General features: G+C 69.8%; 19 protein-coding genes. 12 read left to right on the top strand and 7 right to left on the bottom strand.

Annotation, left to right across the window (positions count from 1 at the left end; genetic code table 11):
• The first annotated feature begins 38 nt into the window (after window positions 1-38).
• From OHS59_RS17415 to OHS59_RS17405, 3 genes are all read left to right on the top strand, one after another.
• Window positions 39-722: an ABC transporter ATP-binding protein gene (locus OHS59_RS17415; protein WP_328494317.1), complete on the top strand. Its 684-nt coding sequence runs from the start codon at window positions 39-41 to the stop codon at window positions 720-722.
• A 150-nt stretch (window positions 723-872) separates the two neighbouring features.
• Window positions 873-4,196: a S8 family peptidase gene (locus OHS59_RS17410; RefSeq protein WP_328494316.1), complete on the top strand. Its 3,324-nt coding sequence runs from the start codon at window positions 873-875 to the stop codon at window positions 4,194-4,196.
• 83 nt (window positions 4,197-4,279) lie between these two features.
• Window positions 4,280-5,050 carry a group II truncated hemoglobin gene (locus OHS59_RS17405; RefSeq protein ID WP_328494315.1) on the top strand — a complete coding sequence of 257 codons (771 nt, stop codon included), beginning with the start codon at window positions 4,280-4,282 and terminating at the stop codon, window positions 5,048-5,050.
• Window positions 5,051-5,230: 180 nt separating this feature from the next.
• On the opposite strand, the gene OHS59_RS17400 is transcribed toward OHS59_RS17405, so the two are convergent.
• Entirely contained in the window at window positions 5,231-6,160 is a 930-nt protein-coding gene (locus OHS59_RS17400) for a helix-turn-helix transcriptional regulator (protein WP_328494314.1), read from the bottom strand.
• A gap of 183 nt (window positions 6,161-6,343) precedes the next feature.
• On the opposite strand from OHS59_RS17400, the gene OHS59_RS17395 reads away from it, so the two are divergent.
• The 3 genes from OHS59_RS17395 to OHS59_RS17385 all read left to right on the top strand — a co-directional run bounded on the left by OHS59_RS17395 (window position 6,344) and on the right by OHS59_RS17385 (window position 10,323).
• A complete protein-coding gene (locus OHS59_RS17395; protein ID WP_328494313.1) occupies window positions 6,344-7,384 on the top strand; it encodes an NAD(P)-dependent alcohol dehydrogenase in 1,041 nt (346 codons plus the stop codon).
• A gap of 383 nt (window positions 7,385-7,767) precedes the next feature.
• Complete coding sequence (locus tag OHS59_RS17390; RefSeq protein ID WP_328494312.1) at window positions 7,768-8,199, top strand: VOC family protein; 432 nt, start codon at window positions 7,768-7,770, stop codon at window positions 8,197-8,199.
• A 33-nt stretch (window positions 8,200-8,232) separates the two neighbouring features.
• Entirely contained in the window at window positions 8,233-10,323 is a 2,091-nt protein-coding gene (locus OHS59_RS17385; protein ID WP_328494311.1) for a restriction endonuclease, read from the top strand.
• 6 nt (window positions 10,324-10,329) lie between these two features.
• Here the strand turns inward: OHS59_RS17385 and OHS59_RS17380 are convergent, their stop codons facing one another.
• A complete protein-coding gene (locus OHS59_RS17380) occupies window positions 10,330-10,734 on the bottom strand; it encodes a winged helix-turn-helix transcriptional regulator (RefSeq protein ID WP_328494310.1) in 405 nt (134 codons plus the stop codon).
• A 107-nt stretch (window positions 10,735-10,841) separates the two neighbouring features.
• Here OHS59_RS17380 and OHS59_RS17375 point away from each other — a divergent pair, with 107 nt between their 5' ends.
• The 3 genes from OHS59_RS17375 (at window position 10,842) to msrA (OHS59_RS17365) (ending at window position 13,209) form a co-directional block, all read left to right on the top strand.
• On the top strand, window positions 10,842-11,477 hold the full coding sequence (locus OHS59_RS17375; RefSeq protein WP_328494309.1) for an NADPH-dependent F420 reductase: 636 nt from the start codon (window positions 10,842-10,844) through the stop codon (window positions 11,475-11,477).
• 302 nt (window positions 11,478-11,779) lie between these two features.
• Complete coding sequence (locus tag OHS59_RS17370; protein WP_328494308.1) at window positions 11,780-12,331, top strand: DUF3455 domain-containing protein; 552 nt, start codon at window positions 11,780-11,782, stop codon at window positions 12,329-12,331.
• Window positions 12,332-12,696: 365 nt separating this feature from the next.
• The gene (msrA, locus tag OHS59_RS17365) at window positions 12,697-13,209 is read left to right on the top strand and encodes a peptide-methionine (S)-S-oxide reductase MsrA (protein ID WP_328494307.1); all 513 of its coding nucleotides are present in this window, start codon (window positions 12,697-12,699) and stop codon (window positions 13,207-13,209) included.
• Window positions 13,210-13,241: 32 nt separating this feature from the next.
• Here the strand turns inward: msrA (OHS59_RS17365) and OHS59_RS17360 are convergent, their stop codons facing one another.
• From OHS59_RS17360 to OHS59_RS17350, 3 genes are all read right to left on the bottom strand, one after another.
• Window positions 13,242-14,288, bottom strand: coding sequence for a hypothetical protein (locus tag OHS59_RS17360; RefSeq protein ID WP_328494306.1), 1,047 nt, complete (start codon window positions 14,286-14,288; stop codon window positions 13,242-13,244).
• 101 nt (window positions 14,289-14,389) lie between these two features.
• Window positions 14,390-15,310, bottom strand: a complete 921-nt coding sequence (locus tag OHS59_RS17355) for a DUF5829 family protein (protein ID WP_328499245.1) — start codon at window positions 15,308-15,310, stop codon at window positions 14,390-14,392.
• A 66-nt stretch (window positions 15,311-15,376) separates the two neighbouring features.
• The gene (locus OHS59_RS17350; protein WP_328494305.1) at window positions 15,377-16,006 is read right to left on the bottom strand and encodes a DUF4291 domain-containing protein; all 630 of its coding nucleotides are present in this window, start codon (window positions 16,004-16,006) and stop codon (window positions 15,377-15,379) included.
• 171 nt (window positions 16,007-16,177) lie between these two features.
• Here OHS59_RS17350 and OHS59_RS17345 point away from each other — a divergent pair, with 171 nt between their 5' ends.
• Window positions 16,178-16,912 carry a hypothetical protein gene (locus OHS59_RS17345; RefSeq protein WP_328499244.1) on the top strand — a complete coding sequence of 245 codons (735 nt, stop codon included), beginning with the start codon at window positions 16,178-16,180 and terminating at the stop codon, window positions 16,910-16,912.
• A 344-nt stretch (window positions 16,913-17,256) separates the two neighbouring features.
• Window positions 17,257-17,664 carry a hypothetical protein gene (locus OHS59_RS17340; protein WP_328494304.1) on the top strand — a complete coding sequence of 136 codons (408 nt, stop codon included), beginning with the start codon at window positions 17,257-17,259 and terminating at the stop codon, window positions 17,662-17,664.
• A 55-nt stretch (window positions 17,665-17,719) separates the two neighbouring features.
• On the opposite strand, the gene msrA (OHS59_RS17335) is transcribed toward OHS59_RS17340, so the two are convergent.
• Both msrA (OHS59_RS17335) and OHS59_RS17330 read right to left on the bottom strand, forming a co-directional pair.
• On the bottom strand, window positions 17,720-18,442 hold the full coding sequence (gene msrA / locus OHS59_RS17335; protein WP_328499243.1) for a peptide-methionine (S)-S-oxide reductase MsrA: 723 nt from the start codon (window positions 18,440-18,442) through the stop codon (window positions 17,720-17,722).
• A 231-nt stretch (window positions 18,443-18,673) separates the two neighbouring features.
• The gene (locus OHS59_RS17330) at window positions 18,674-19,792 is read right to left on the bottom strand and encodes a hypothetical protein (RefSeq protein ID WP_328494303.1); all 1,119 of its coding nucleotides are present in this window, start codon (window positions 19,790-19,792) and stop codon (window positions 18,674-18,676) included.
• Between the two features lie 120 nt (window positions 19,793-19,912).
• On the opposite strand from OHS59_RS17330, the gene OHS59_RS17325 reads away from it, so the two are divergent.
• Window positions 19,913-21,067 (top strand): cystathionine gamma-synthase, encoded by a 1,155-nt coding sequence (locus OHS59_RS17325; protein ID WP_328494302.1) that lies wholly within the window; start codon window positions 19,913-19,915, stop codon window positions 21,065-21,067.

Raw genomic sequence — 21,067 nt, 5'->3', positions numbered from 1 at the left:
CGCGCCCCCAGCGGAGCGCCCCGGCCCAGGAGTCCTACGTGTACGAACTAAGAGGCATCACCAAGCAGTACAAGCGGGGCAAGGAGACCGTGCACGCTCTCGCGGGCGTGGACCTGACCATCGCGGACGGCGACCGCCTGGTCATCCAGGGCCCCACCGGCGGCGGCAAGTCCACCCTCCTCCAGATGCTCGGCGGCCTCGACCGCCCCACCTCCGGATCCATAGAACTCGACGGAACAGATCTCGCCAGATTGTCCGAGACCAAACTGACGAACGTCCGCAGCGAGAACATCGGATTCGTTTTCCAGAGTTTCAATCTCATTCCCACCCTCACGGCCCAGGAGAACGTGGAGACCGCCCTCGTACCGCTGAAGGTGAAGGTGAGGGAACGCCGGGAGAGGGCCGCCGCCGCGCTGGAGTCGGTGGGGCTCGCCGAGCGGGCCGGGCATCTGCCCGCCGAGCTCTCCGGAGGCCAGCAGCAGCGCGTCGCCATCGCCCGTGCCCTGGTCAAGCAGCCGAAGGTGCTGCTCGCCGACGAACCGACCGGCAACCTCGACGAGTCCATGCGCGACGAGATCATGGACGTACTCGAAACCATGTGGAAGGAGCACGGGCTCACTTTCATCATGGTCACGCACGATTCCGCGCTCGCGAAAAAGGCCCCGAGGGTCGCCACGATCCGGAAGGGGAAGATCACCGTCAAGGAAAACGCCAACTCTTGACCGCAGTCTCACTATTGAGCACCAGTTCACCCCCCGGCATACTGAGTATTCCGGGGGGTTACGCGCGAGCATGCGTACGGGATGTCCCCCGGCCGGATGAACGGGGGTTCATCCCGGACCTGATCTCCAGGGGGAGACTTGCGCAGACAAGTGAAGAGAGCGTGCGCGGCCACGATCGCCGCGGCAGCGGCCGTGGCCCTGGCGGCGGGCATGACCAGCCCGGCGTCGGCGGAGGCCGAGCGTACGGCCGGTGACCAGGCCGTACAGACCACGCCCAAGCACCGCGTCACCCTGATCACCGGCGACCGTGTCGTCGTCGACGGCAAGGGCCGCGTCATCGGCCTGGAGCGGGCCAAGGGCCGCGAGGGGATACCCGTCCAGATCCGCAAGGCCGACGGGCACACCCTCGTCGTGCCGGCCGACGCGGCACGGCTGATAGCCGGCGGCAAGCTCGACCAGCGGCTCTTCGACGTCACCGAACTCAACAAGTCGGCCAACCGCAAGGCCCAGGAGCAGGGCCTCAAGCTGATCGTCGGCTACCGCGGCGCGGCCGCGGCGGCGAAGGCGGACGTCCGCGAAGCCGGCGACACCAAGGTCCGCAGGACCCTCAAGTCGCTGAACGCGGACGCGGTGCTGACGCCCAAGGGCGACGCGCCCGACCTGTGGGCCGCGGTCACCGACACGCGGGCGGGCGGCGCGAGGACCGCCTCCGGCATAGCCCACGTCTGGCTCGACGGGGTCCGCAAGGCCAGCCTCGACAAGTCCGTCAAGCAGATCGGCGCCGACAAGGCGTGGGCCGCGGGCTACGACGGCAAGGGCATCAAGGTCGCAGTCCTCGACACCGGTGTCGACGCGACCCACGACGACCTCAAGAACCAGGTCGTCGCCGCGAAGAACTTCTCCGCCGCCGCCGACGCGACCGACAAGTACGGCCACGGCACACACGTCGCGTCCATCGTGGCCGGTACGGGTGCCAAGTCGGCCGGCAAGTACAAGGGCGTCGCGCCCGGTGCCAAGCTGCTCAACGGCAAGGTGCTCGACGACAACGGCTACGGCGACGACTCCGGCATCCTCGCCGGGATGGACTGGGCGGCCGAGCAGGGCGCCGACGTCGTGAACCTCAGCCTGGGCGGCGGGGACACCCCCGACATCGACCCCCTTGAGGCACAGGTCAACAAGCTGTCCAAGGAGAAGGGCATCCTCTTCGCCATCGCCGCGGGCAACGACGGCGACTTCGGCGAGCAGACGATCGGCTCGCCGGGCAGCGCGGAGGCCGCGCTCACCGTGGGCGCCGTCGACGACGCGGACAAGCTGGCCTCGTTCTCCAGCAGGGGCCCCGGTCTCGACGGGCAGATCAAGCCCGACGTGACCGCGCCCGGCGTGGACATCACGGCCGCCTCGGCCCCGGGCAGCGTCATAGCCAAGGAGGTCGGCGAGAAGCCGGCCGGCTATGTGACCATCTCGGGTACGTCGATGGCGACCCCGCATGTCGCGGGCGCCGCGGCGATCCTGAAGCAGCAGCACCCCGGCTGGACGTACACCGAGCTCAAGGGCGCGCTGACCGGCTCGGCGAAGGGCGGCAAGTACACGCCGTTCCAGCAGGGTTCGGGCCGGATCCAGGTCGGCGAGGCCATCAAGCAGACCGTGGTCGCCGAACCGTCCTCGGTGAGCTTCGGCGTCCAGCAGTGGCCGCACACCGACGACACCCCGGTCACCGAGAAGGTCACATACCGCAACCTCGGGACGGCCGACGTCACGCTGAACCTCGCCGTGACGGCCACCGACCCGAAGGGGCAGGCCGCACCGGCCGGCTTCTTCACGCTCGGCGCCAAGACGCTGACCGTTCCGGCGGGCGGCACGGCCTCCGCCGACCTCACGGTCAACAGCAAGCTCGGCGGTACGGTCGACGGCGCCTACTCCGCGTACGTGACCGCCACCGGTGGCGGCCAGAGCGTACGCACGGCGGCGGCGGTGCAGCGCGAGGTGGAGTCGTACGACGTCACCCTCAAGTTCATCGACCGTGACGGCAACCCGGCGAAGGAGTACAACACCAACCTCGCCGGTGTCTCCGGGCTCGCCCAGGAGAAGTGGTACTCGCCCTACGACGCGTCCGGCACCGTCAAGGTCCGCGTGCCCAAGGGCGGTTACATCCTCGACTCGGCGTTCTTCGTCGACCCGGAGGACTTCGGCAAGGGCACCGACTGGGTGGCCCAGCCGAAGCTGAGCATCGACAAGAGCGCCACCATCACGGTGGACGCGCGGACCGCCAAGCCGGTGGACATCACCGTGCCCGACGCGGCGGTGAAGTCGGAGTTCGCCTCCGCCGACTACACGGTGGACGCCGGCAACGGCAGCTACTCGTTCGGCTGGTGGCTGGACACGTACACCAACTTCCGTGCCGCGCACGCGGGTCCGCAGATCACGGACGGCACGCTGTACCAGCAGTGGGACGGCCACTGGGCCAAGCCCGCCGAGGAGTACGACACCACCGCCGGAGCCAAGGTCAAGCAGCTCGCCACCGGCTACACCAAGCACTACAAGGCGAGCGAACTGGCCACGGTGAAGACCGGTCTGGGCGCCTCGTCGAGCGGCAAGAAGGGCGCGATCACCGCCTGGGGCAGCCTGCCCGGCAGCTCCGGCTCCTCCGCGATCGGTATCCAGCAGACGCTGCCCGGCACGCGGACGGTGCACCTGTCCACCGCGGGCGGGGTCAAGTGGAACCTCGACTTCGAGCAGCACGGCGGGCTCGACGAGTGGGGCTTCCCGATCGTCGAGGCCTTCTACACGCTCGGCACCCCGCAGACCCTCGGCGCGGGCAAGAGCTACGAGAAGACCTTCAACACGGCGGTCTTCGGCCCGCGCCTCTCCTCCTCCTTCGGGCTCTACCGCGAGGGCAACGGCATCTACGGCTACCTGCCGCTGTTCGCCGACGGCAAGACCCACGCCGGCTCCTCGCTCTACTCGTCGGTCACCACGACCCTCTACCGCAACGGCGCCAAGGTCGGCTCGAACAGCGACCCGCTGGTCGGGGACGGCATCTTCAAGGTTCCGGCCGGTGACGCCTCGTACAAGCTGACCACCTCGGTCAAGCGGACCGTCAAGGTCGCCGCGGCCTCCACCCGCGTCGACGCCAGCTGGACCTTCCGCTCCAAGAAGGCCGACCTGGCCAAGCTGCCCGCGTCCTCGATCCGCTTCGACGCGGCCGTGGGCCTGGACAGCAGGGCACCGGCGGACAAGAAGGTCTCCGTCCCGGTGACCGTCCAGGGCTCGGCAGCGGGCTCGAACCTGAAGTCCCTGGCGGTGTACGTGTCGTACGACTACGGCCAGACCTGGAAGAAGGTCACCGTCAAGAACGGCAAGATCGCGATCACCAACCCCGCCAAGGGCAAGGGCATCTCGTTCCACGCCAAGATCGCCGACAAGAAGGGCAACAAGTCGACGATCTCGATCTACAACGCGTACTACGGGAAGTGAGCCGTAGGGCTCGCTGAACGCTGAAATACACGAACGGTCCGCCGAAGAGAGCTGTCGGCGGGCCGTTCGGGTATGCGGGGGGTATGACCTCGCACACCGTTGAGTACATCCGCTACCTCATTCCCGAGCAGCAGTCGCCGCAGTTCCTCGCCGCGTACACCCGGGCCACCGCGCACCTCGCGGCGGCCCCGCAGTGCGTCGACTACGAGCTGGCCCGCTGCGAGAAGGACTTCGAGCACTTCGTGCTCCGCATCACCTGGACGTCCACCGAGGACCACGTCGAGGGCTTCCGCGGGTCCGAGCTCTTCACCGACTTCATCGCCGAGGTGGGCCCCTTCGACGGGTCCATCGAGGAGATGCGCCACTACAAACCGACGACGGTACGGGGCACGGGGGCGGCGGTGCCGACCCTGTACGCGTGGGCCGGGGGCGCCGAGGCCTTCACCCGGCTCACCGAGGCCTTCTACGCCAAGGTCCTCAAGGACGACGTCCTCGCCCCCGTCTTCGAAGGGCTCGCCGCCGAGCACGCGTCCCATGTCGCGTCCTGGTTCGGCGAGGTCTTCGGCGGGCCGCCCGCCTACTCCGAGACGCAGGGCGGACACGGCCACATGGTCGCCAAGCACCTGGGGAAGGGCATCACCGAGGCGCAGCGCCGGCGCTGGGTCAATCTGCTGCAGGACGCGGCGGACGAGGCGGGGCTGCCGACGGACGCCGAGTTCCGCTCGGCGTTCGTGGCGTACGCGGAGTGGGGGACGCGGTTGGCCGTGTACTTCTCCGGGCCGGACGCGGTGGCTCCTGCGGAGCAGGCGGTTCCGCGGTGGACGTGGGGTTCAGCTCCTCCGTACCAGGGCTGATCTCCGTTGTCCTCAAGCGCCGGACGGGCTGGAGGTGGGTTTCGGCTGCGGGCCGGTGGGGGCTGGCCGCGCAGTTCCCCGCGCCCCTGAAGATGGGGCCGCGCCCCGATCCTCAGCCCCTTCGGATGTCTCAGCCCCTCCGGCGTTTGAGGAGCGGGGGTTCGGGGGCGGAGCCCCTGACTACGCTCGCGGCGCCGACGAACCCGCCTGGACGGCGTCCGTTCCCCAGCTGGCCAGCAAGCGGAGTGCCTCCGCCGAGGGCGACCCCGGCTCCGCGTGGTACGTGACCATCGACAACTCCTCGTCGTCGACGAGCTTGAACGTCTCGAAGGAGAGCGTCAGCTCACCGACCAGAGGATGATGCAGCCGCTTCACCCCGTGACTCTTCTCCTTGACGTCATGCGTCGCCCACAGCCGCCGGAACTCCTCACTCTTCACGGACAGCTCCCCGACCAGAGCCGACAGCCGAGGATCGTCCGGATGGCACCCCGCGTCCATACGCAGAAAACTCACCATGTCGGACGCCTTCTGCTCCCACTCCACGAACAGCTCGCGGAACTCGGGCCGGAGAAACACCATCCGCGCCCAGTTCCGCTCCTGCGCGGGCATCTGCGACCAGTCCCCGAACACGGCCGCGGACATCCGGTTCCACACGAGGATGTCGGAGCGCCGCCCCACCACGTACGCGGGCACGCTGTCGAAGGTGTCGATCAGCTGCCGCAGCGGCACCCGCACCTGCTGCGGCCGGGCCGACACCTTCTTCTTGTGCTGCTTCGGCTTCGCGAGATGCGTGAGATGCGCGTGCTCGGCCCCGCTCAGCTGCAGAGCGCGCGCGATGGCGTCGAGCACCTCCGTCGACACGTTCCGCCCGTTGCCCTGCTCAAGGCGGGTGTAGTACGCCACGGAGACCCCGGCCAGCTGCGCCAGCTCCTCGCGGCGCAGCCCCGGCACCCGGCGGTGCCGCCCGAAGTCCGGCAGCCCCACGTCCTCCGGCTTCAGCCGCGCCCGGCGGGTGCGCAGGAACTCACTGAGCTCGGCACGCCGGTCCAGCCGCCGCCCCGGTTCCTGTCCGGGTCCGCCGGTGGGCTCCTGAGAGGGCTGTTCGTCCATACGTCCAGTATTCACGGTGCTACACGGTCGTACGCCTACGAACCTGCCCCCGCCAGTAGTAGGACCAGTGGACGTACGAAACACCGTGGTCTGGGTGAAGGTCGGCATACGGGGCAGGCTGGACGCCGTACCCGGCCGGAAGGCAGGCCGGGCGCAGACCCCCTCCTTAGGAGAACCCTCCGCATGACCACTGTCGCCGCATACGCCGCACCCGCCGCCAAGGCTCCGCTGGAGCGCACCACCATTGAGCGTCGCCCGGTCGGCGAGCAGGACGTCCTGATAGAGATCAAGTTCGCCGGTATCTGTCACTCCGACATCCACCAGGCCCGGGAGGGCTGGGGCGAGGCCATCTTCCCGATGGTCCCCGGCCACGAGATCGCCGGCATCGTCACCGAGGTCGGCTCGGCTGTCACCAAGTTCGCCGTCGGCGACCGCGTGGGCGTCGGCTGCATGGTCGACTCCTGCCGTGAGTGCGAGAACTGCAAGGCGGGCCTGGAGCAGTACTGCACCCAGGGCAACACCGGCACGTACAACGCCGTCGACAGGAACGGCGAGATCACCTACGGCGGCTACTCGACCCACATCGTGGTCGACGAGGCATTCACCGTCGGTATCCCCGAGGGCCTGGCCCTCGACGAGGCCGCGCCGCTGCTGTGCGCCGGCATCACCACGTACTCCCCGCTCAAGCACTGGAACGCCGGCCCCGGCAAGAAGGTCGCGATCCTCGGTATGGGCGGCCTCGGACACATGGGCGTCAAGATCGCGCACGCCCTCGGTGCGGAGGTGACCGTGCTGTCGCAGTCGCTCCGCAAGAAGGACGACGGGCTGAAGCTGGGCGCCGACCACTACTACGCGACCAGTGACCCGAAGACCTTCGAGGAACTGCGCGGCACGTTCGATCTGATCCTCTCCACCGTCTCCGCTCCGCTGGACCTGGACAAGTTCCTGTCGCTGCTGCGGTCGGACGGCGCGTTCGTGAACGTGGGCGCGCCCGAGGAGCCGGTTTCCTTGAACCTGTTCTCCGTGATCGGTGGGCGTAAGACCCTCGCCGGGTCCGGGATCGGGGGGATCCAGGAGACGCAGGAGATGCTCGACTTCTGTGCGGAGCACGGGTTCGGGGCGGAGATCGAGCTGATCAGTGCGGCTGAGATCAACGAGGCGTACGAGCGGGTGCTCGGTAGTGATGTGCGGTACCGGTTCGTGATCGACGCCGCGACGATCTAGTTTCGCTGGGTGCGATTTCGTCTGCGGGTGCGTGGGGGGTGGGTGCGCCGTTCCCCGCGCCCCTCGAAGGCAGAGGACTGCGCCGTTCCCCGCGCCCCTAAGAGCTGAAAGATTGCGCCGTTCCCCGCGCCCCTGAAAGGCAAAGGACTGCGCCGTTCCCCGCGCCCCTGGAAGCTGCAAGGTTGCGTCGTTCAGTGCCCCCGCTGGGATTTCCAGTGGGGGCGTCGGCGTGCGGGCGGTCAGGTCGGCTGTGAGCAGGATCAGGGCGCCGGTCAGGGCCTGTGCGGGTTGCGGGGGGGGGGGGGGGGGTGCCGCCCCGCCGTGCGGACGCCTAGCGTGGACGGACAGCGAAGGTGTTCCGACGAGCCGAGGAGGCCCGCACGATGACCGTCGAGCTGAACCACACGATCGTCGCCGCCCACGACAAGAAGACCTCGGCCCGGTTCCTGGCCGACATCCTCGGCCTGGAGGTGAGCCCTCCGTACGGCCCCTTCATCCCCGTGCAGATCCCGAACGGCGTGACCCTCGACTACATGGACGCCGTCGGTTCCATCCCGCCCCAGCACTACGCGTTCCTGGTCTCGGAGGACGACTTCGACACGATCTTCGCCCGCGTCCAGGACGCCGGCCTCACCTACTGGGCCGACCCGTACCACCGCCGCGTCAGCGAGATCAACACGAACGACGGCGGTCGCGGCACGTACTTCGAGGACCCGAACGGCCACAGTTTGGAGATACTTACCAGGCCTTACGGGAGCGGGGAGCGGGGCGCGGGGGTAGGCGCCGCTGTCGGCACACCTGCCGGGTTCCCTTGAGGCTGTCAACGTCCTGGGGAGGGCCTGCAGCACATGTCTCGTCGCTCTACTGGTTTTGTCGGCGTCTGGGCCGAAGTACAACGGCAGCAACAGCGCCAGCTGGAAGTCGAAGCCGGACAGCGCAGGCGGGAGGCGCAGCAGACGCTGGCCTACCAGCGGCGAGCGGCCCAGAGCCACCGCCAGTACCGGCAGGCGGAGGCGCAACGCCGTACCGACGAACTGGACGCGCAGGTCGCTTCCTTGCAGGGACTTCTCGCCGCGGGCTGCCGCACTCCCGCCTTCAGGGCGTCCTCGCTCATGCGGCCCGAAGAGGTCCAGCCCTTCGCCCCGGGACCGCTGGCGCAGCCGGTACGCATGCCGGACGCCGGCCAGTACCAGGTGCAGAGCGGCTGGACCGCGAACCGCCGGGCCCAGGCGCAGGCCGAAGCGAGGGCGCGCTTCGAGCAGGACTGGCACGCGGCCCGGACCGCGGAGGCGCGCAGGCAGCAGCAACTGGCCGCCTACCAGCGGCAGTACCAGGAGTGGGCCGACGCCCAGCTGGCCGAGGTGCGCCGTCACAACGCGGGCGTCGCCGAGGTGGTCGAGGGCGTCCGGCGCCTGGATCCCGACGCGGTGATCGAGTACTTCTCCGCCGCTCTCTACGCCTCGAAGGCCTGGCCGGAGGACCTGCCGCGCCAGGTCGCGGCAGCCTATGACCCGGCGGCCCGACAACTGGTGCTGGACTGGGAGCTGCCCGGCTTCGGCATCGTCCCCGAGGTCAAGTCCGTCCGCTACGTGTCCGGGACCGACCAGGACAAGGAGACCGCGCGGCCCGTGAGCCAGCGGCGGGCGCTGTACCGGGACGTCCTCGCGCAGTGCATGCTGCTCGTCCTGCACGAACTCTTCGCCGCGGACGAGCTGGGCGCCCTCGAATCGGTGACCCTGAACGGGTTCGTGGACGGACACGACCCGACGACGGGCCGGCCCGGTCAGATCTTCCTCGCGACCGTCATGGCCACCCGCTCGGCGTTCCGTGACCTGCATCTCGCACAGGTGGAAGCGGGCAGTTGCCTGTCCGACGCCCTGCGCGGACAGCTGTCGGCCCGGCCGGACCAGCTGACACCCGTACGGCTGAGCCGCCGGCCGCAGGACGTCGGGAACCGCGTCGTCGCCCACGGCGGCGACGAGGAACCGGACCTGTACGCCATGGATCCGATCGCCTTCGAGAACCTCGTCGCCGAACTCTTCCGGGCCATGGGCATGCAGGCCGTGACGACCCAGCGCTCGGGCGACGGCGGTGTGGACGTCGACGCGCTCGATCCGGCACCGATCCGCGGCGGCAAGATCGTCGTGCAGGTGAAGAGGTACCGCAACACCGTTCCCCCCACCGCCGTACGGGACTTGTACGGGACCGTGCAGGACGCGGGCGCCAACAAGAGCGTCCTGGTCACGACTTCGGGCTTCGGCCCCGGCTCGCACACCTTCGCCAACGGCAAACCGCTCGAACTCGTCTCGGGCCCCGAGCTGGTCGATCTGCTGCACCGGCACGGGCTGCGCGGGCGGCTGGGCGAGCCGGACCGTCCGGGCGGCGGCGCGGGGTCGGCTGGGTCGACAGGGTCGGCGGGGTCGGGGTCTTCGGGCACCGGCTCCCGGCTGCCCGACGACTACAACGTCCTCGGCATGTCGTGGACCGGTGGTGTCGCCCTGGACGTGTGCGCTCTCGTCTGCTCCGGCAACCGCGTCCTCAGCGACGATCACTTCGTCTTCTTCAACAACCCGCAGACCCCTGACGGTTCGGTGCGTACGCTTCCCGCGACCGAGCCCGACAAGGCCGCGATCTGCGTCTCCTTCGACGGGCTGCCGGAGCGGGCGGACCGCTTCGTCCTCGTGGCCGCGGTCGACCCCGAGGTCAATCCGGACGCCGATCTCTCCGGTTTCACCGACGCCCGCATCCGGCTGCTCGACCCGGCGATGTCCGAACTGGGACAGCTGGAGGTCTCCGACGGGCGACCGCGCGAGACCGCCCTGGTGCTCGGCTCGTTCCGCCGAAGGGCAGGCGGCGACTGGGACTTCGTCCTCGGCGGCAAGGGCTACCGGGGCGGCCTGACGGAACTCGTCCAGGACCACGGCATAGAGGTGGAGTAGCCCCCTCTAGCGGGCCTGCGCCTCGTGCATCTCATGGACTTCATGTGTTTCTCCGGCCTCCTGGGCTTCGAGCAGCTCGTCACCGTGCTCGTCCACCCAGCGGCCGAGTGCTTCCATGGGGCCCTCGACCAGGCTCCGCCCCAGCCTGCTCAGGGCGTACCCGACGCGGGGCGGCGCCTCGGCGTGGACCTGGCGGTCCACCAGGCCGTTGGCGAGCAGGCGGCGCAGCGTGTCGGTCAGGACCTTGTCACTGATGCCTCCGATCGCGGCCCGCAGGTCACGGCGCCGGCACGGTCCCGCGCGAAGGGCCGCCAGCACGACGGGATCCCAGGTGTGGGCGAACAGATCGGTGGCCGCGCGCAACCGGCAGTCGGCGACCAGGTCGTAGCAGTGCGCGTCGTCGTCAGTCATCTCACCGCCATCATCGCGCGCCGTCACGCACCGATCGGTGCGTGACGTGGTCCTTACCGTGGCTGGTCAACCGACCACGAATTATTGCGGTTCGAGAGGTGGCGACCATGCGCATCGGGATCCTGGGAACGGGAACACTGGCGGCGGCCCTGGGCGAGGGCTGGATCCGCGCGGGACACGAGGTGTCGATCGGCGGACGATCGCGGGTCAAGGCGGAGAAGCTCGCCGAGCGACTGGGGCACGGGACGAGGGCCGTCGCTCCGCGCGAGGCGGTCACGGGCCGCGACGCGGTCCTGCTCGCCGTGTCCTGGGACGGCGTCGAGGACATGCTGGCACTGGCGGGCGCGTCCGACGGCGTACTCGCGGGGACGCCTCTGATCGACCCGACGAACGCCGTCGCGCACGGTGTCGGCGATCTGCTCACCGGCGAGGGCGAGTCGATGGCGGAGCGGATCGCCGGGCTTGCTCCGGGAGCCCACGTGGTGAAGGCGTTCCACCTCTTTCCCGCCGGCCTGTGGACCAGCGCCGGCGATGACGGCCGACCCCGCGCGACCGTGGCGATGTGCGGCGACGATCCGGCGGCCCTGCGGGCCGTGGGCGAGCTGGTGAGTGACGTCGGCGGAGCGCCGGCGACGCTGGGGTCCCTGGACCGGGTCCGCCAACTGGAGGAGGTCGCGGGCTTCGTCATAGGCCTGGCGTTCGCGGGTGTCGACCCCAACTCCGCCATTCCCAAGGTCTCTTGAGTCAGGTCTCTTGAGTCAGGTCTCTTGAGCAGGTTTCTCGGGGGGAGCCTTCTCGCGGAGGCTGCTTGAGGAGGTGGTGGGGCAAGGGGGGTGTCCCCGAGTCCGCCGTGGCGTGACCGGCCGTATGCCCCGCAGGCCCTCGCCAAGACGGAACACGGCGGTGATACTCCTTGCTCCGTCACGTGCTGCGCGCTCAGCCCGGCGGCCCGATCTGTCGTCTCGTCAACGATTCCGGCACGGCGGAACGGCGTCCGCCTCCGCGCCCGTGACCTCGTTCAGAAATTATTCTGGAGACACATTCGATGAAGCTCGCCAAGCGTCTTGTCCTCACCACCGCGGCTCTCGCCGCCGTGACCGCCGGCACGCTCTCCGGCGCGTCGGCCGGCCAGGCCGCGGTCTCCCAGCCCGTACGCGTCGGCGTCGACGTTCCCGACGTGCTGAAGGTCCCCGAAGGCAACCGCCTCACCGGCGTCTTCTCCGCCACCGGTGTCCAGACCTACACCTGCACCGACGGCGCGTGGAAGCTGCTGGAGCCCGCCGCCACCCTCTCGGCCAGGAACGACCACTCCCACCGTCCGGTCGCCCTGCACTCCCGAGGCCCCGTCTGGGTGTCCACGGTCGACGGCAGCGCCGTGAACGCCGCCGCCGTCGCCACCTCGCCCAAGACCGGAACCATCCCCGAGCTGCTGCTGAAGTCGACCGCCACCCGCGGCGCCGGGGTCTTCGCCGACGTCTCCTACATCCAGCGCCTCGGCACCACCGGCGGCGTCGCCCCCACCACGGCCTGCACCGGCACCGACCAGGTCAGCGTCCCGTACACCGCCACGTACACCTTCTACAAGCCCACGGTGTGAACGCCCACGGTGCCAACGCCCGCCGAGCGAAAGCCCGGCGTGTGACGCGCTGAGATCAGCGGGCAGATCAGCGGGCAGAACTAGGGCAGGGGTCTCTCGGCGACGTCGAGGGGCCCCTGCCCCGCGTTGACCTCCTGTGACCTCCAGTGACCTCCTTTGCCGGAGGGCTGGGGCGCTCACCGCCCACGGAGCCGGTCGGACCGACGGTACGGAGCCGGTCGCGCCGACAGGTACGGAACCGCCCGGAGCGACGTGCGCGGAATCGCCCGGAACCCTCGCGCGTTGTGGTGAGTGGGCATGGACGCCGGTGGTGTGTGAACCGAGCGGCCCGAGTGACCGAGCTGACAGAAAAGTGGAGGGCCGCAATGGCTGCGCAGACACAGAGGGCCGTGCTGGCGGGCGGATGCTTCTGGGGGATGGAGGACCTGATCCGCCGACTCCCTGGCGTGACGGCGACCCGGGTCGGATACACCGGGGGAGACGTGCCGAACGCGACGTACCGTAACCACGGCACGCACGCGGAGGCCATCGAGATCCTTTTCGACCCCGCGGGGACCGATTTCCGTACGCTCCTGGAATTCTTCTTCCAGATCCACGACCCGAGCACCAAGAACCGCCAGGGCAACGACCTGGGCCTCAGCTACCGCTCGGCGATCTACTACGTGGACGACGAGCAGAAGCGGATCGCCGAGGACACGATCGCGGATGTGAACGCGTCCGGTCTGTGGCCGGGCGAGGTCGTCACCGAGGTGGAGCCGGTCGGCCCCTTCTGGGAGGCCGAGCCGGAGCACCAGGACTACCTGCAGCGTTACCCGGACGGTTACACCTGCCACTTCCCGCGTCCGGGATGGCGGCTGCCCGCCCGCGCGGAGGGCTGACCGCCCGGCGCCCCGCCGATCAGGCCCGCCGGTCACGCACCCTGTGGCCGGCGGGCCTCCTCGCGCTGCCGCAGGTCGCCATGGAGACGGGCGAACACCGCGCACACCAGCGGCATGACCAGCGGCGGCAGCAGGAGAAGGGCGATCGCCGACGGCAGGACCATCACCAGCACGCCGGTGATCCACACGTTGTCACCGCTGAGCCACAGCATGCCGAGCCCGGCGAAGTGGACCAGGGGAGCGGCCGCGTACAGGGCCAACGTGAAGACGAGTACGGCGGCTCCGGTGACCAGGGTGCCCAGGCCGAGGGTGCGCCATCGCGCGCGGCGGGTCAGTACCCAGGAGCGGCGCAACGCGGCGAACGGGGAACGGGCTTCCAGCACCGTCTCGGCGGTGGCCGCCGAGAGCCGGTAGTACAGCAGCGGGCCCAGGCACCACAGGGCGATCGGCAGCACCCAGCCCACCAGCGTGTACTGCGGGCTCGCGGTCTCGTGCAGGGCCGTGGGCTCGACGCCGGGCACCTTGCCGCCGTCGACGAGGCTCCACAGCACCAGGCCCACCATTCCCACGGCGCCCACGGCGAGCCCGGTCAGCGCGTTGACCGCGACGGCGGCGGGAAGGCGGCGACGGGTACGCCGCCACAGCTTGCGCAGGGTCAGCGGTCCGCCGTCGCGGGTGGCGTGGGCGTCGCCGACGGCGTACGCGCTGTGCAGCACGGACACGACGAGGAGTGCCAGGACGAGAAACAGCGGCAGCATCATGAGGCCGACCTCTGCCAGCTCGGGCCGGGCGTTCTCGGCGTAGGCCGAGTAGGAGTCCTCGTTGGCGATGTTGGCGTCCGCGTAGTCCCGTACGCCCTCGAAGGTGTCCCAGGCCGCCGCGAATCCGCCGGCCAGGATCGCGAGGCCGAGCACGGCCGTCAGGGCGGACACCAGGAGCGTGAAGCCGTACAGCGCGCGCCGGTGGCGCCCGACGACAGCGAGAGCGGCGCCCACGCCGCCGCTCCGCTGCCCGCCGGAGCTGTCATTCGGGCCGTCGGGCGCCCGGTCGTCGGTCGGCTGGTTTCCGTCGTACGCCATGGACTGGCCTGACCTCCGTGCGGTTCTACGCTGACGGCAGCCAAGACGCCGGACGGGCTCGTGGGGTTCCCGGGGACCGGGTCACCTAGCGGATGTCGTTGTCACCGGGTGCCGTTGTCGGGGAACGTCCACACGGCACGGCTGCCGGGGCCGACGGTGAGGGCCGAATGACCGATCCGCTCCACGTGCCGGTCCCGCACCGGCCGGTTGAGCGACATCTCGACCTGCCGCAACCCCGCCTGTTCGCGCGGGACGGCGGTGAACCGGAGGGTGGTGCCGCCACGCTCCGCGACGACGCCACCGCCCGTCACGGTCCGGACGCCGAACCCGCCGGCCCGCAGCAGCGGCACGGTGTCGGCGAGGTCGCCCTCGGTGACCGCGAGGTGGACGGAGGTCACGTCACGCATCAGGTGGGAGCGGTAGCCGTCGGGAAGGTAGCGTTCCCGGCCGACGTCACCGGGAGAACTCGCCGGCTCGGTCCTGCTGCGAGGATCGGCGAAGTACTCCGGCCGGTACTCCATCGCCCAGGCTCCGAAGGCGTCGTACTCGGTGGCGGTGAGGATGGCGTCGAACCACGGCACGGGCACCCCGTCACCGAAGTCCCGGGTCTGGAGGAACTCGATGGGATCGGCGACCCCCTCGTCCTTCAGCCGCTCGGTGACCGTCGCCAGGTCGCCCGCCTGCTCGGTCGAGAGGCCCAGACCGGCGGAGCCGAGGGTGCCGTCCTGGCCGGCGAGGTCACCGACCCCGAACAGTTCGAGGTACGTCTCGCGGCCGTACAGGTAGCGGCCGGTCCAGGTCTGGCCGCCGGTACCGGTCGTGGTGCGGACCTCGAAGTCGGCGAAGTCCCGCAGGTAGTCGGAGTGTTCGATGGCGTCGGCGGTCTCCCGGTCGAGGACGCCGTAGGAATGGTTGTAGAACAACAACTGCCGATCGTGCGACGACCCGCTCCCCTCGGCCTGCGCCGCCCCCGCACCACCCCCGATCGCACCGGCGAGGGCCAGAGCGAGCACGACGATCATCCGCAATGTTCGACGAATCAGCATGCAGGGAATCGTGATACGCCGAGGACGAGCCCGCTGCCCTTTTCAGACGAGCCTGAAAGGCTTGACAGCCGGCGGCCCGCCGGATGCGCCTTCCGTGCGCAGGTCGGCCGCCGCGGGGTAGGGACGCTCCTGAGGCAGCAGCCGGGCCGCCGAGTCGAGGTCTCCGCCGCTGACGAGTGCGTGGATCTCACGGGCGAGTGGGGTCACGTCATGGATGGCGACCGTCCACTCGTCGGCGTAGCGGCGCACGGCCTCACCGGAGAGACCGAGCTGAAGGGAGCGGTACGGCAAGGGGTTCAGGTGCAGATCCCGTTCGGGGTCCCACTGGATACGCGCAGGCGCCCGCTTGAGCTGACGCTGCCAGGTGGCGCGATCGGGGTGCACCCCGCGCACGTAGCTCGACAGACAGGAGTGGCGCAGTGCCCACTCGAACCCGTCACGGGTGATCTCGACGGCGAGGACGGTCTCCTGCCCCGCTTTCGTGCCCCAGCCGCAGCGGTACATCATCCACATGAAGGACGGCTTGATCCACGTCATGCGGTCACGCTTCCAGGCGGCGGGAAAGCGGCCCTCGCGGGCGGCGGGCAGGCCGATACCGGGGGTGTACGCCTGGTAGACGGTGATCGTGGATTCCGAGTGGACCGCACGGATCCGGCGGTGCGGTTCTTCCATGCCGTACAGAGTGGGGCCGGCCGCGACCGGACTGCTACTGGTTTTCGACCGCCGTTCACTGAGCTGCTTCGCAACGGGCGCTATGCGACATGGCCTGTGGTACCCGAACGGACCTTGCGGCGACGTGCCTTGAGACTTCCGTTGAGGAACCACTTCAATGGCACGGTGAACATGGCACCGATGGCCGACGGCCCAACTGTCGCGGGACGGACCTCACTCGGCGACGTCATCGAACAACTGAGGCGACACAGACCGGTCTTCCACTCCGAGGCCGACCTTCAGCACAGTTTCGCCCGGGCCCTGTGGGAGCTGACCCCAGACGTGCACTCCCGGCTTGAGGTGCCGCAGAGGCTGTCGGACAGAAGCGCATACCTGGATCTCCTGTGCATCGGCCCGTCGGCCCGTACCGCGATCGAGTTCAAGTACTTCACCCGCGGATGGACGGGCACGGCGGGCACTCCGGCCGAGGACTACGTCTTGAAGGGGCATGCCGCCACAGACCTCGCTCGTCTGAACTTCGTTCGGGACATAGCGAGGCTGGAGCACTTCTGCCGCCGGACGGACCAGAACGGTCTGGCCATCATGCTGACCAACGACGCGTCCCTGTGGAAGCCACCTGGCCCCGGCCGAGGGCCGACTCGGGATCGGGACTTCAGGATCCATCAGGGGCGTGAACTCGCGGGCACACTGTTGTGGGCCGAGGGCACCTACGAGCGGAACACGTGCGTGTTGCGGGGCGAGTACACGCTCGATTGGGAGCCGTACTCCGAACTGGGCGGAGCGGGGGGCGAGTTCCGCTTGGTCGCCGTCTCCGTCAGCCCGTTCCCGGACGGTGCTGACGAGTTGCCCGTGCACGTCCAGCGGTGCCCGCGCGAAACCGCCGTCGGGCGCGCCGGTCACGACTAGCCTCACGGCATGACGTCGGTTGACGAATGGCCGGACTTTCCCGAAGGGCTGGACCCCCGGAGCGTGTCCTTTCGGGAGGCGCGGTGCACATGGCACGGCCATCCGTGTCCGGAGCCGCCGGTCAAGGTGGTGCGGACCAGAAACGGGGCACGGTGGGCGGCGTGCTCACGGGCTGTGCGCACGATCGCTGCCGACCGTGGTGCCTGACTCGACCGGTGAGCCACAGGGGCGTTCTCGGCAGCTTGCGAATCGCCTCGGAGACTGCGATGCGTCAGCAGGCGACGGGCCCTCACTGCGGTGTGTCCCGGACGGGTATACGCGATCGGCATGAAGGGATCAGGGAGATGAGCGGTCGTCCCATGGAGGTGTCTGCTGATGTGCTGGAGCCGCTCAGGAAGCACTTGAAGGACCCCTGTTTCTCATTCGACGTGGGGCCGGGGTGGTGGTCGCTGGTGCTGCGGTGCCATGAGGCGGTCGTCGCGGAGTTTCCTGAGTACGAGCTTGTGGCCGTCAAGCAGAAGTGGGCTGTTCTGGCCTTCCAGGCGTTTCCGCGGGCACGGAAGCGCGGCTGGAACTGGACGTCCGAGGAGACGTACAGGCTCGACGAACTGGTAACTGAGTTCACGGCCGCCAGCGCGCACGTCTGCGAGTGCTGCGGCGCCGCCGGGAGACTGCGCGAGACCCGGCTGATAGAGCTGACGCTCTGCGACGCGTGCGAGTCCCTCGTCGGCACCGACGGCCGCTTGGAGTAGGCGACCGCCACGCAACCGTCACGCACAAGGCAGCCGACCGGATCAGGGCCGTCGGCTACCGCTCCGCGGTCCCGGGCGCCGGGGCGATACCCGTCGGGCAGGACGTTCCCCAGTTCGTCTCGAACGGGTCGCCCAGTTCGACCCCCGTCCCGCCCAGTCCGCAGTACCCGTCCGGGTTCTTGCTGCCCGACAGGTACTGCTGGTGGTGGCCCTCCGCCGGATAGAAGGGGCGGCCCTCCGCGGGCAGGATCTCCGTGGTGATCGTGCGGTGGCCCGAGTACGTGAGGACCTTCTGGTACGCCGTGCGGGAGGCTTCCGCCGTGACGGCCTGGGCCGGGGTGTGGGTGTAGACCGTGGAGCGGTACTGCGTGCCCACGTCGTTGCCCTGGCGGAAGCCCTGGGTGGGATCGTGGGACTCCCAGAAGACCTTCAGCAGGCTCTCGTACGGGATCACGGCCGGGTCGTACACCACACGGACCACCTCGGTGTGGCCCGTCAGGCCCGAGCAGACCTCCTCGTACGCCGGGTGCTCGGTGAAGCCGCCCTGGTAGCCGACCAGAGTGGTGAAGATCCCCGCCGGGAGCCGCCAGAACGTGCGCTCCGCGCCCCAGAAGCAGCCCATACCGAAGTCGGCGATCTCCAGGCCCTCGGGGTACGGGCCGAGCAGCGGGCCGCCGAGCACGGTGTGCCGCTCGGGCACGGAGTACATCCGCTCGGAGCGGCCCTGCAGCGCCTGCTCGGCGGTGGGCAGCTTCGGGCTACGGCTGTGCGGGAACACGGGCCCTCCTCGACGATGGGGCGACAGCGACAGCGACAGCGACAGCGACAGCGACAGCGACAGCGACAGCGACCGCGGCAGCGGCAGCGGCAGCGGCGGCGATGTCCGCGATGGCATCCGGCGGAGGAACGTCGTAGGTCCATCCGGCATTCCGAGGCGGCCCGGCACCGGCACCGGCCATCGGCCGCCGCCGGGACCGTCAGGCGCCCGCCCGGACCGTCGGGCCCCCGCTCAGTGCGGCAGCGTCGCCGGGCTCCCGCCGTTCGCCTCGTACCCCGCCACAGACAGGGCCCGGTACACCGCGTAGTCCGCCGCCGGGTCGGGCGTCAGGGTCCAGGGCAGGGCGCCCACGTGGCCGTCGACGTGCACCAGCTGGTTCATCGACTCGGTCCAGCGCTCGCCGCGGACCAGGAAGAAGATCAGCAGATGGCGGACGTGCGCCAGCATCGGGTCGTCCGCGCGGGCCGAGTGGACCGCGAAGAGCGCACCGTGGACCGCCTTGGTCACGACCTCGCTCTGGTAGAAGCCGCTGACGAGATTCACCTCGGGCAGGTGCTCGAAGACCGCGAACAGCGGCATCGCGGCGAGCAGGGAACCCCTGGGAGCGCGCGCGGCGGCGGCCTCCGCGAACGAGTACGCCGTCTCCCGCGAGCCGTGCCACTTCTCGCACCAGTAGTGCAGCGCCGCCAGATGCGCCCCCATGTGCGCGGGCGCCCGGTCCAGGATCTTCAGCCAGAGCTTCTCGAACTCCGGCTGCGAGTAGGCGAGTCCACGCGCCACGGAGAGCTCGATGATGTACGGGATCGGGTCGCCGGGAGCCAGCAGCGCCGCGTCACCGCAGGCCGACCGCGCCTCCTCCATGATGATCCGGAACTCGTCCGTCCCCGGTGACGACGTACGCCACGCCTGCTGCACCAGGAACTCCGCGTGCACCGCCGCGCCGCCCGCGTCCTTGGGCTGCTCGGTCCGCCACACCCGCAGCCACTGCCCGCCGGGGGTGTCGCTCACACCGCCGGGGCGCTGCTGCAGCTCCAGCGACGCGGCGCCCGCGAAGGCCTGCACGCGCTGCCAGCGCCGCTCGCCCTCCGCCTCCGTACCCGCGAGGAGCTGTGACGCCGCGCGGTAGTCCTGGCTGCGCTGCACCAGGTCGAGGACCTCAAGGAGATCCTGGTCGGGGCCGGGCATGCGGATGTCCAGCTCCTCCTGGCGCAGGAAGCCGTAGTTCGCCGGGTCGGCGGCGTCCGGGTCGCCGGGGGCGACCTGCTGGATACCGGCACGCCTGCGCATCATGATCGGCCCGACGGCGAACCCGATCATGAGCAGCGCCATCAGGACCCAGAGAATTTCCATGCCACAAGCGAACCAGACGCGTCCGACAATTGGCCAACCAGGGCGGCGACTCCTGTGGAAAACCTCGGGGGACGGACGTCCGTCGGCACAATTCCCGCGGGCGCACTACCCTCGGAGCCCATGAGCGACAGGCACATCAGTCAGCACTTCGAAACCGTGGCGATCCACGCGGGCAACACCGCCGATCCCCTCACCGGCGCGGTCGTCCCGCCGATCTACCAGGTCTCGACCTACAAGCAGGACGGCGTCGGAGGTCTGCGCGGCGGCTACGAGTACAGCCGCAGCGCCAACCCGACCAGGACCGCCCTGGAGGAGAACCTCGCGGCCCTGGAGGGCGGCCGCCGAGGGCTCGCGTTCGCGTCCGGGCTGGCGGCCGAGGACTGCCTGTTGCGTACGCTGCTCAGTCCCGGCGACCACGTGGTCATCCCCAATGACGCGTACGGCGGTACGTTCCGTCTCTTCGCGAAGGTCGTCTCGCGGTGGGGGGTGGAGTGGTCGGTCGCCGACACCAGCGACCCCGCGGCCGTACGGGCCGCCATCACCCCCAAGACCAAGGTCGTCTGGGTGGAGACCCCCTCCAACCCGCTCCTCGGCATCACCGACATCGCCGCGCTCTCGCACGTCGCGCGCGAGGCCGGCGCCAAGCTGGTCGTCGACAACACCTTCGCCAGCCCTTACCTCCAGCAGCCGCTCGCGCTCGGCGCGGACGTCGTCGTGCACTCGCTGACCAAGTACATGGGCGGCCACTCCGACGTCGTCGGCGGCGCCCTCGTGGTCGCCGACCAGGAACTGGGCGAGGAGCTCGCCTACCACCAGAACGCGATGGGCGCCGTGGCCGGCCCCATGGACGCCTGGCTGGTGCTGCGCGGCATCAAGACGCTCGCCGTCCGGATGGACCGGCACAGCGAGAACGCCACCAAGGTCGCCGAGATGCTCACCCGGCACGCGCGCGTGACGCGTGTCCTGTACCCGGGCCTTCCGGAGCACCCCGGTCACGAGACCGCCGCCAAGCAGATGAAGTCGTTCGGCGGCATGGTCTCCTTCCAGGTCGAGGGCGGCGAGGAGGCGGCCGTCGAGGTCTGCAACCGCGCCAAGGTGTTCACCCTGGGGGAGTCCCTGGGCGGCGTCGAGTCCCTGATCGAGCACCCCGGGCGGATGACGCACGCGTCCGTGGCCGGGTCCCTCCTGGAGGTCCCCGCCGACCTCGTACGCCTCTCCGTGGGCATCGAGAACATCGACGACCTCCTTGAGGACCTCAAGCAGGCCCTGGGATAA

This window comes from Streptomyces sp. NBC_00414, assembly GCF_036038375.1.
Classification (GTDB): domain Bacteria; phylum Actinomycetota; class Actinomycetes; order Streptomycetales; family Streptomycetaceae; genus Streptomyces.
The sequence above is the reverse complement of the archived record's forward strand: the minus strand, read 5'-3'. Positions and strand labels throughout refer to the sequence as shown.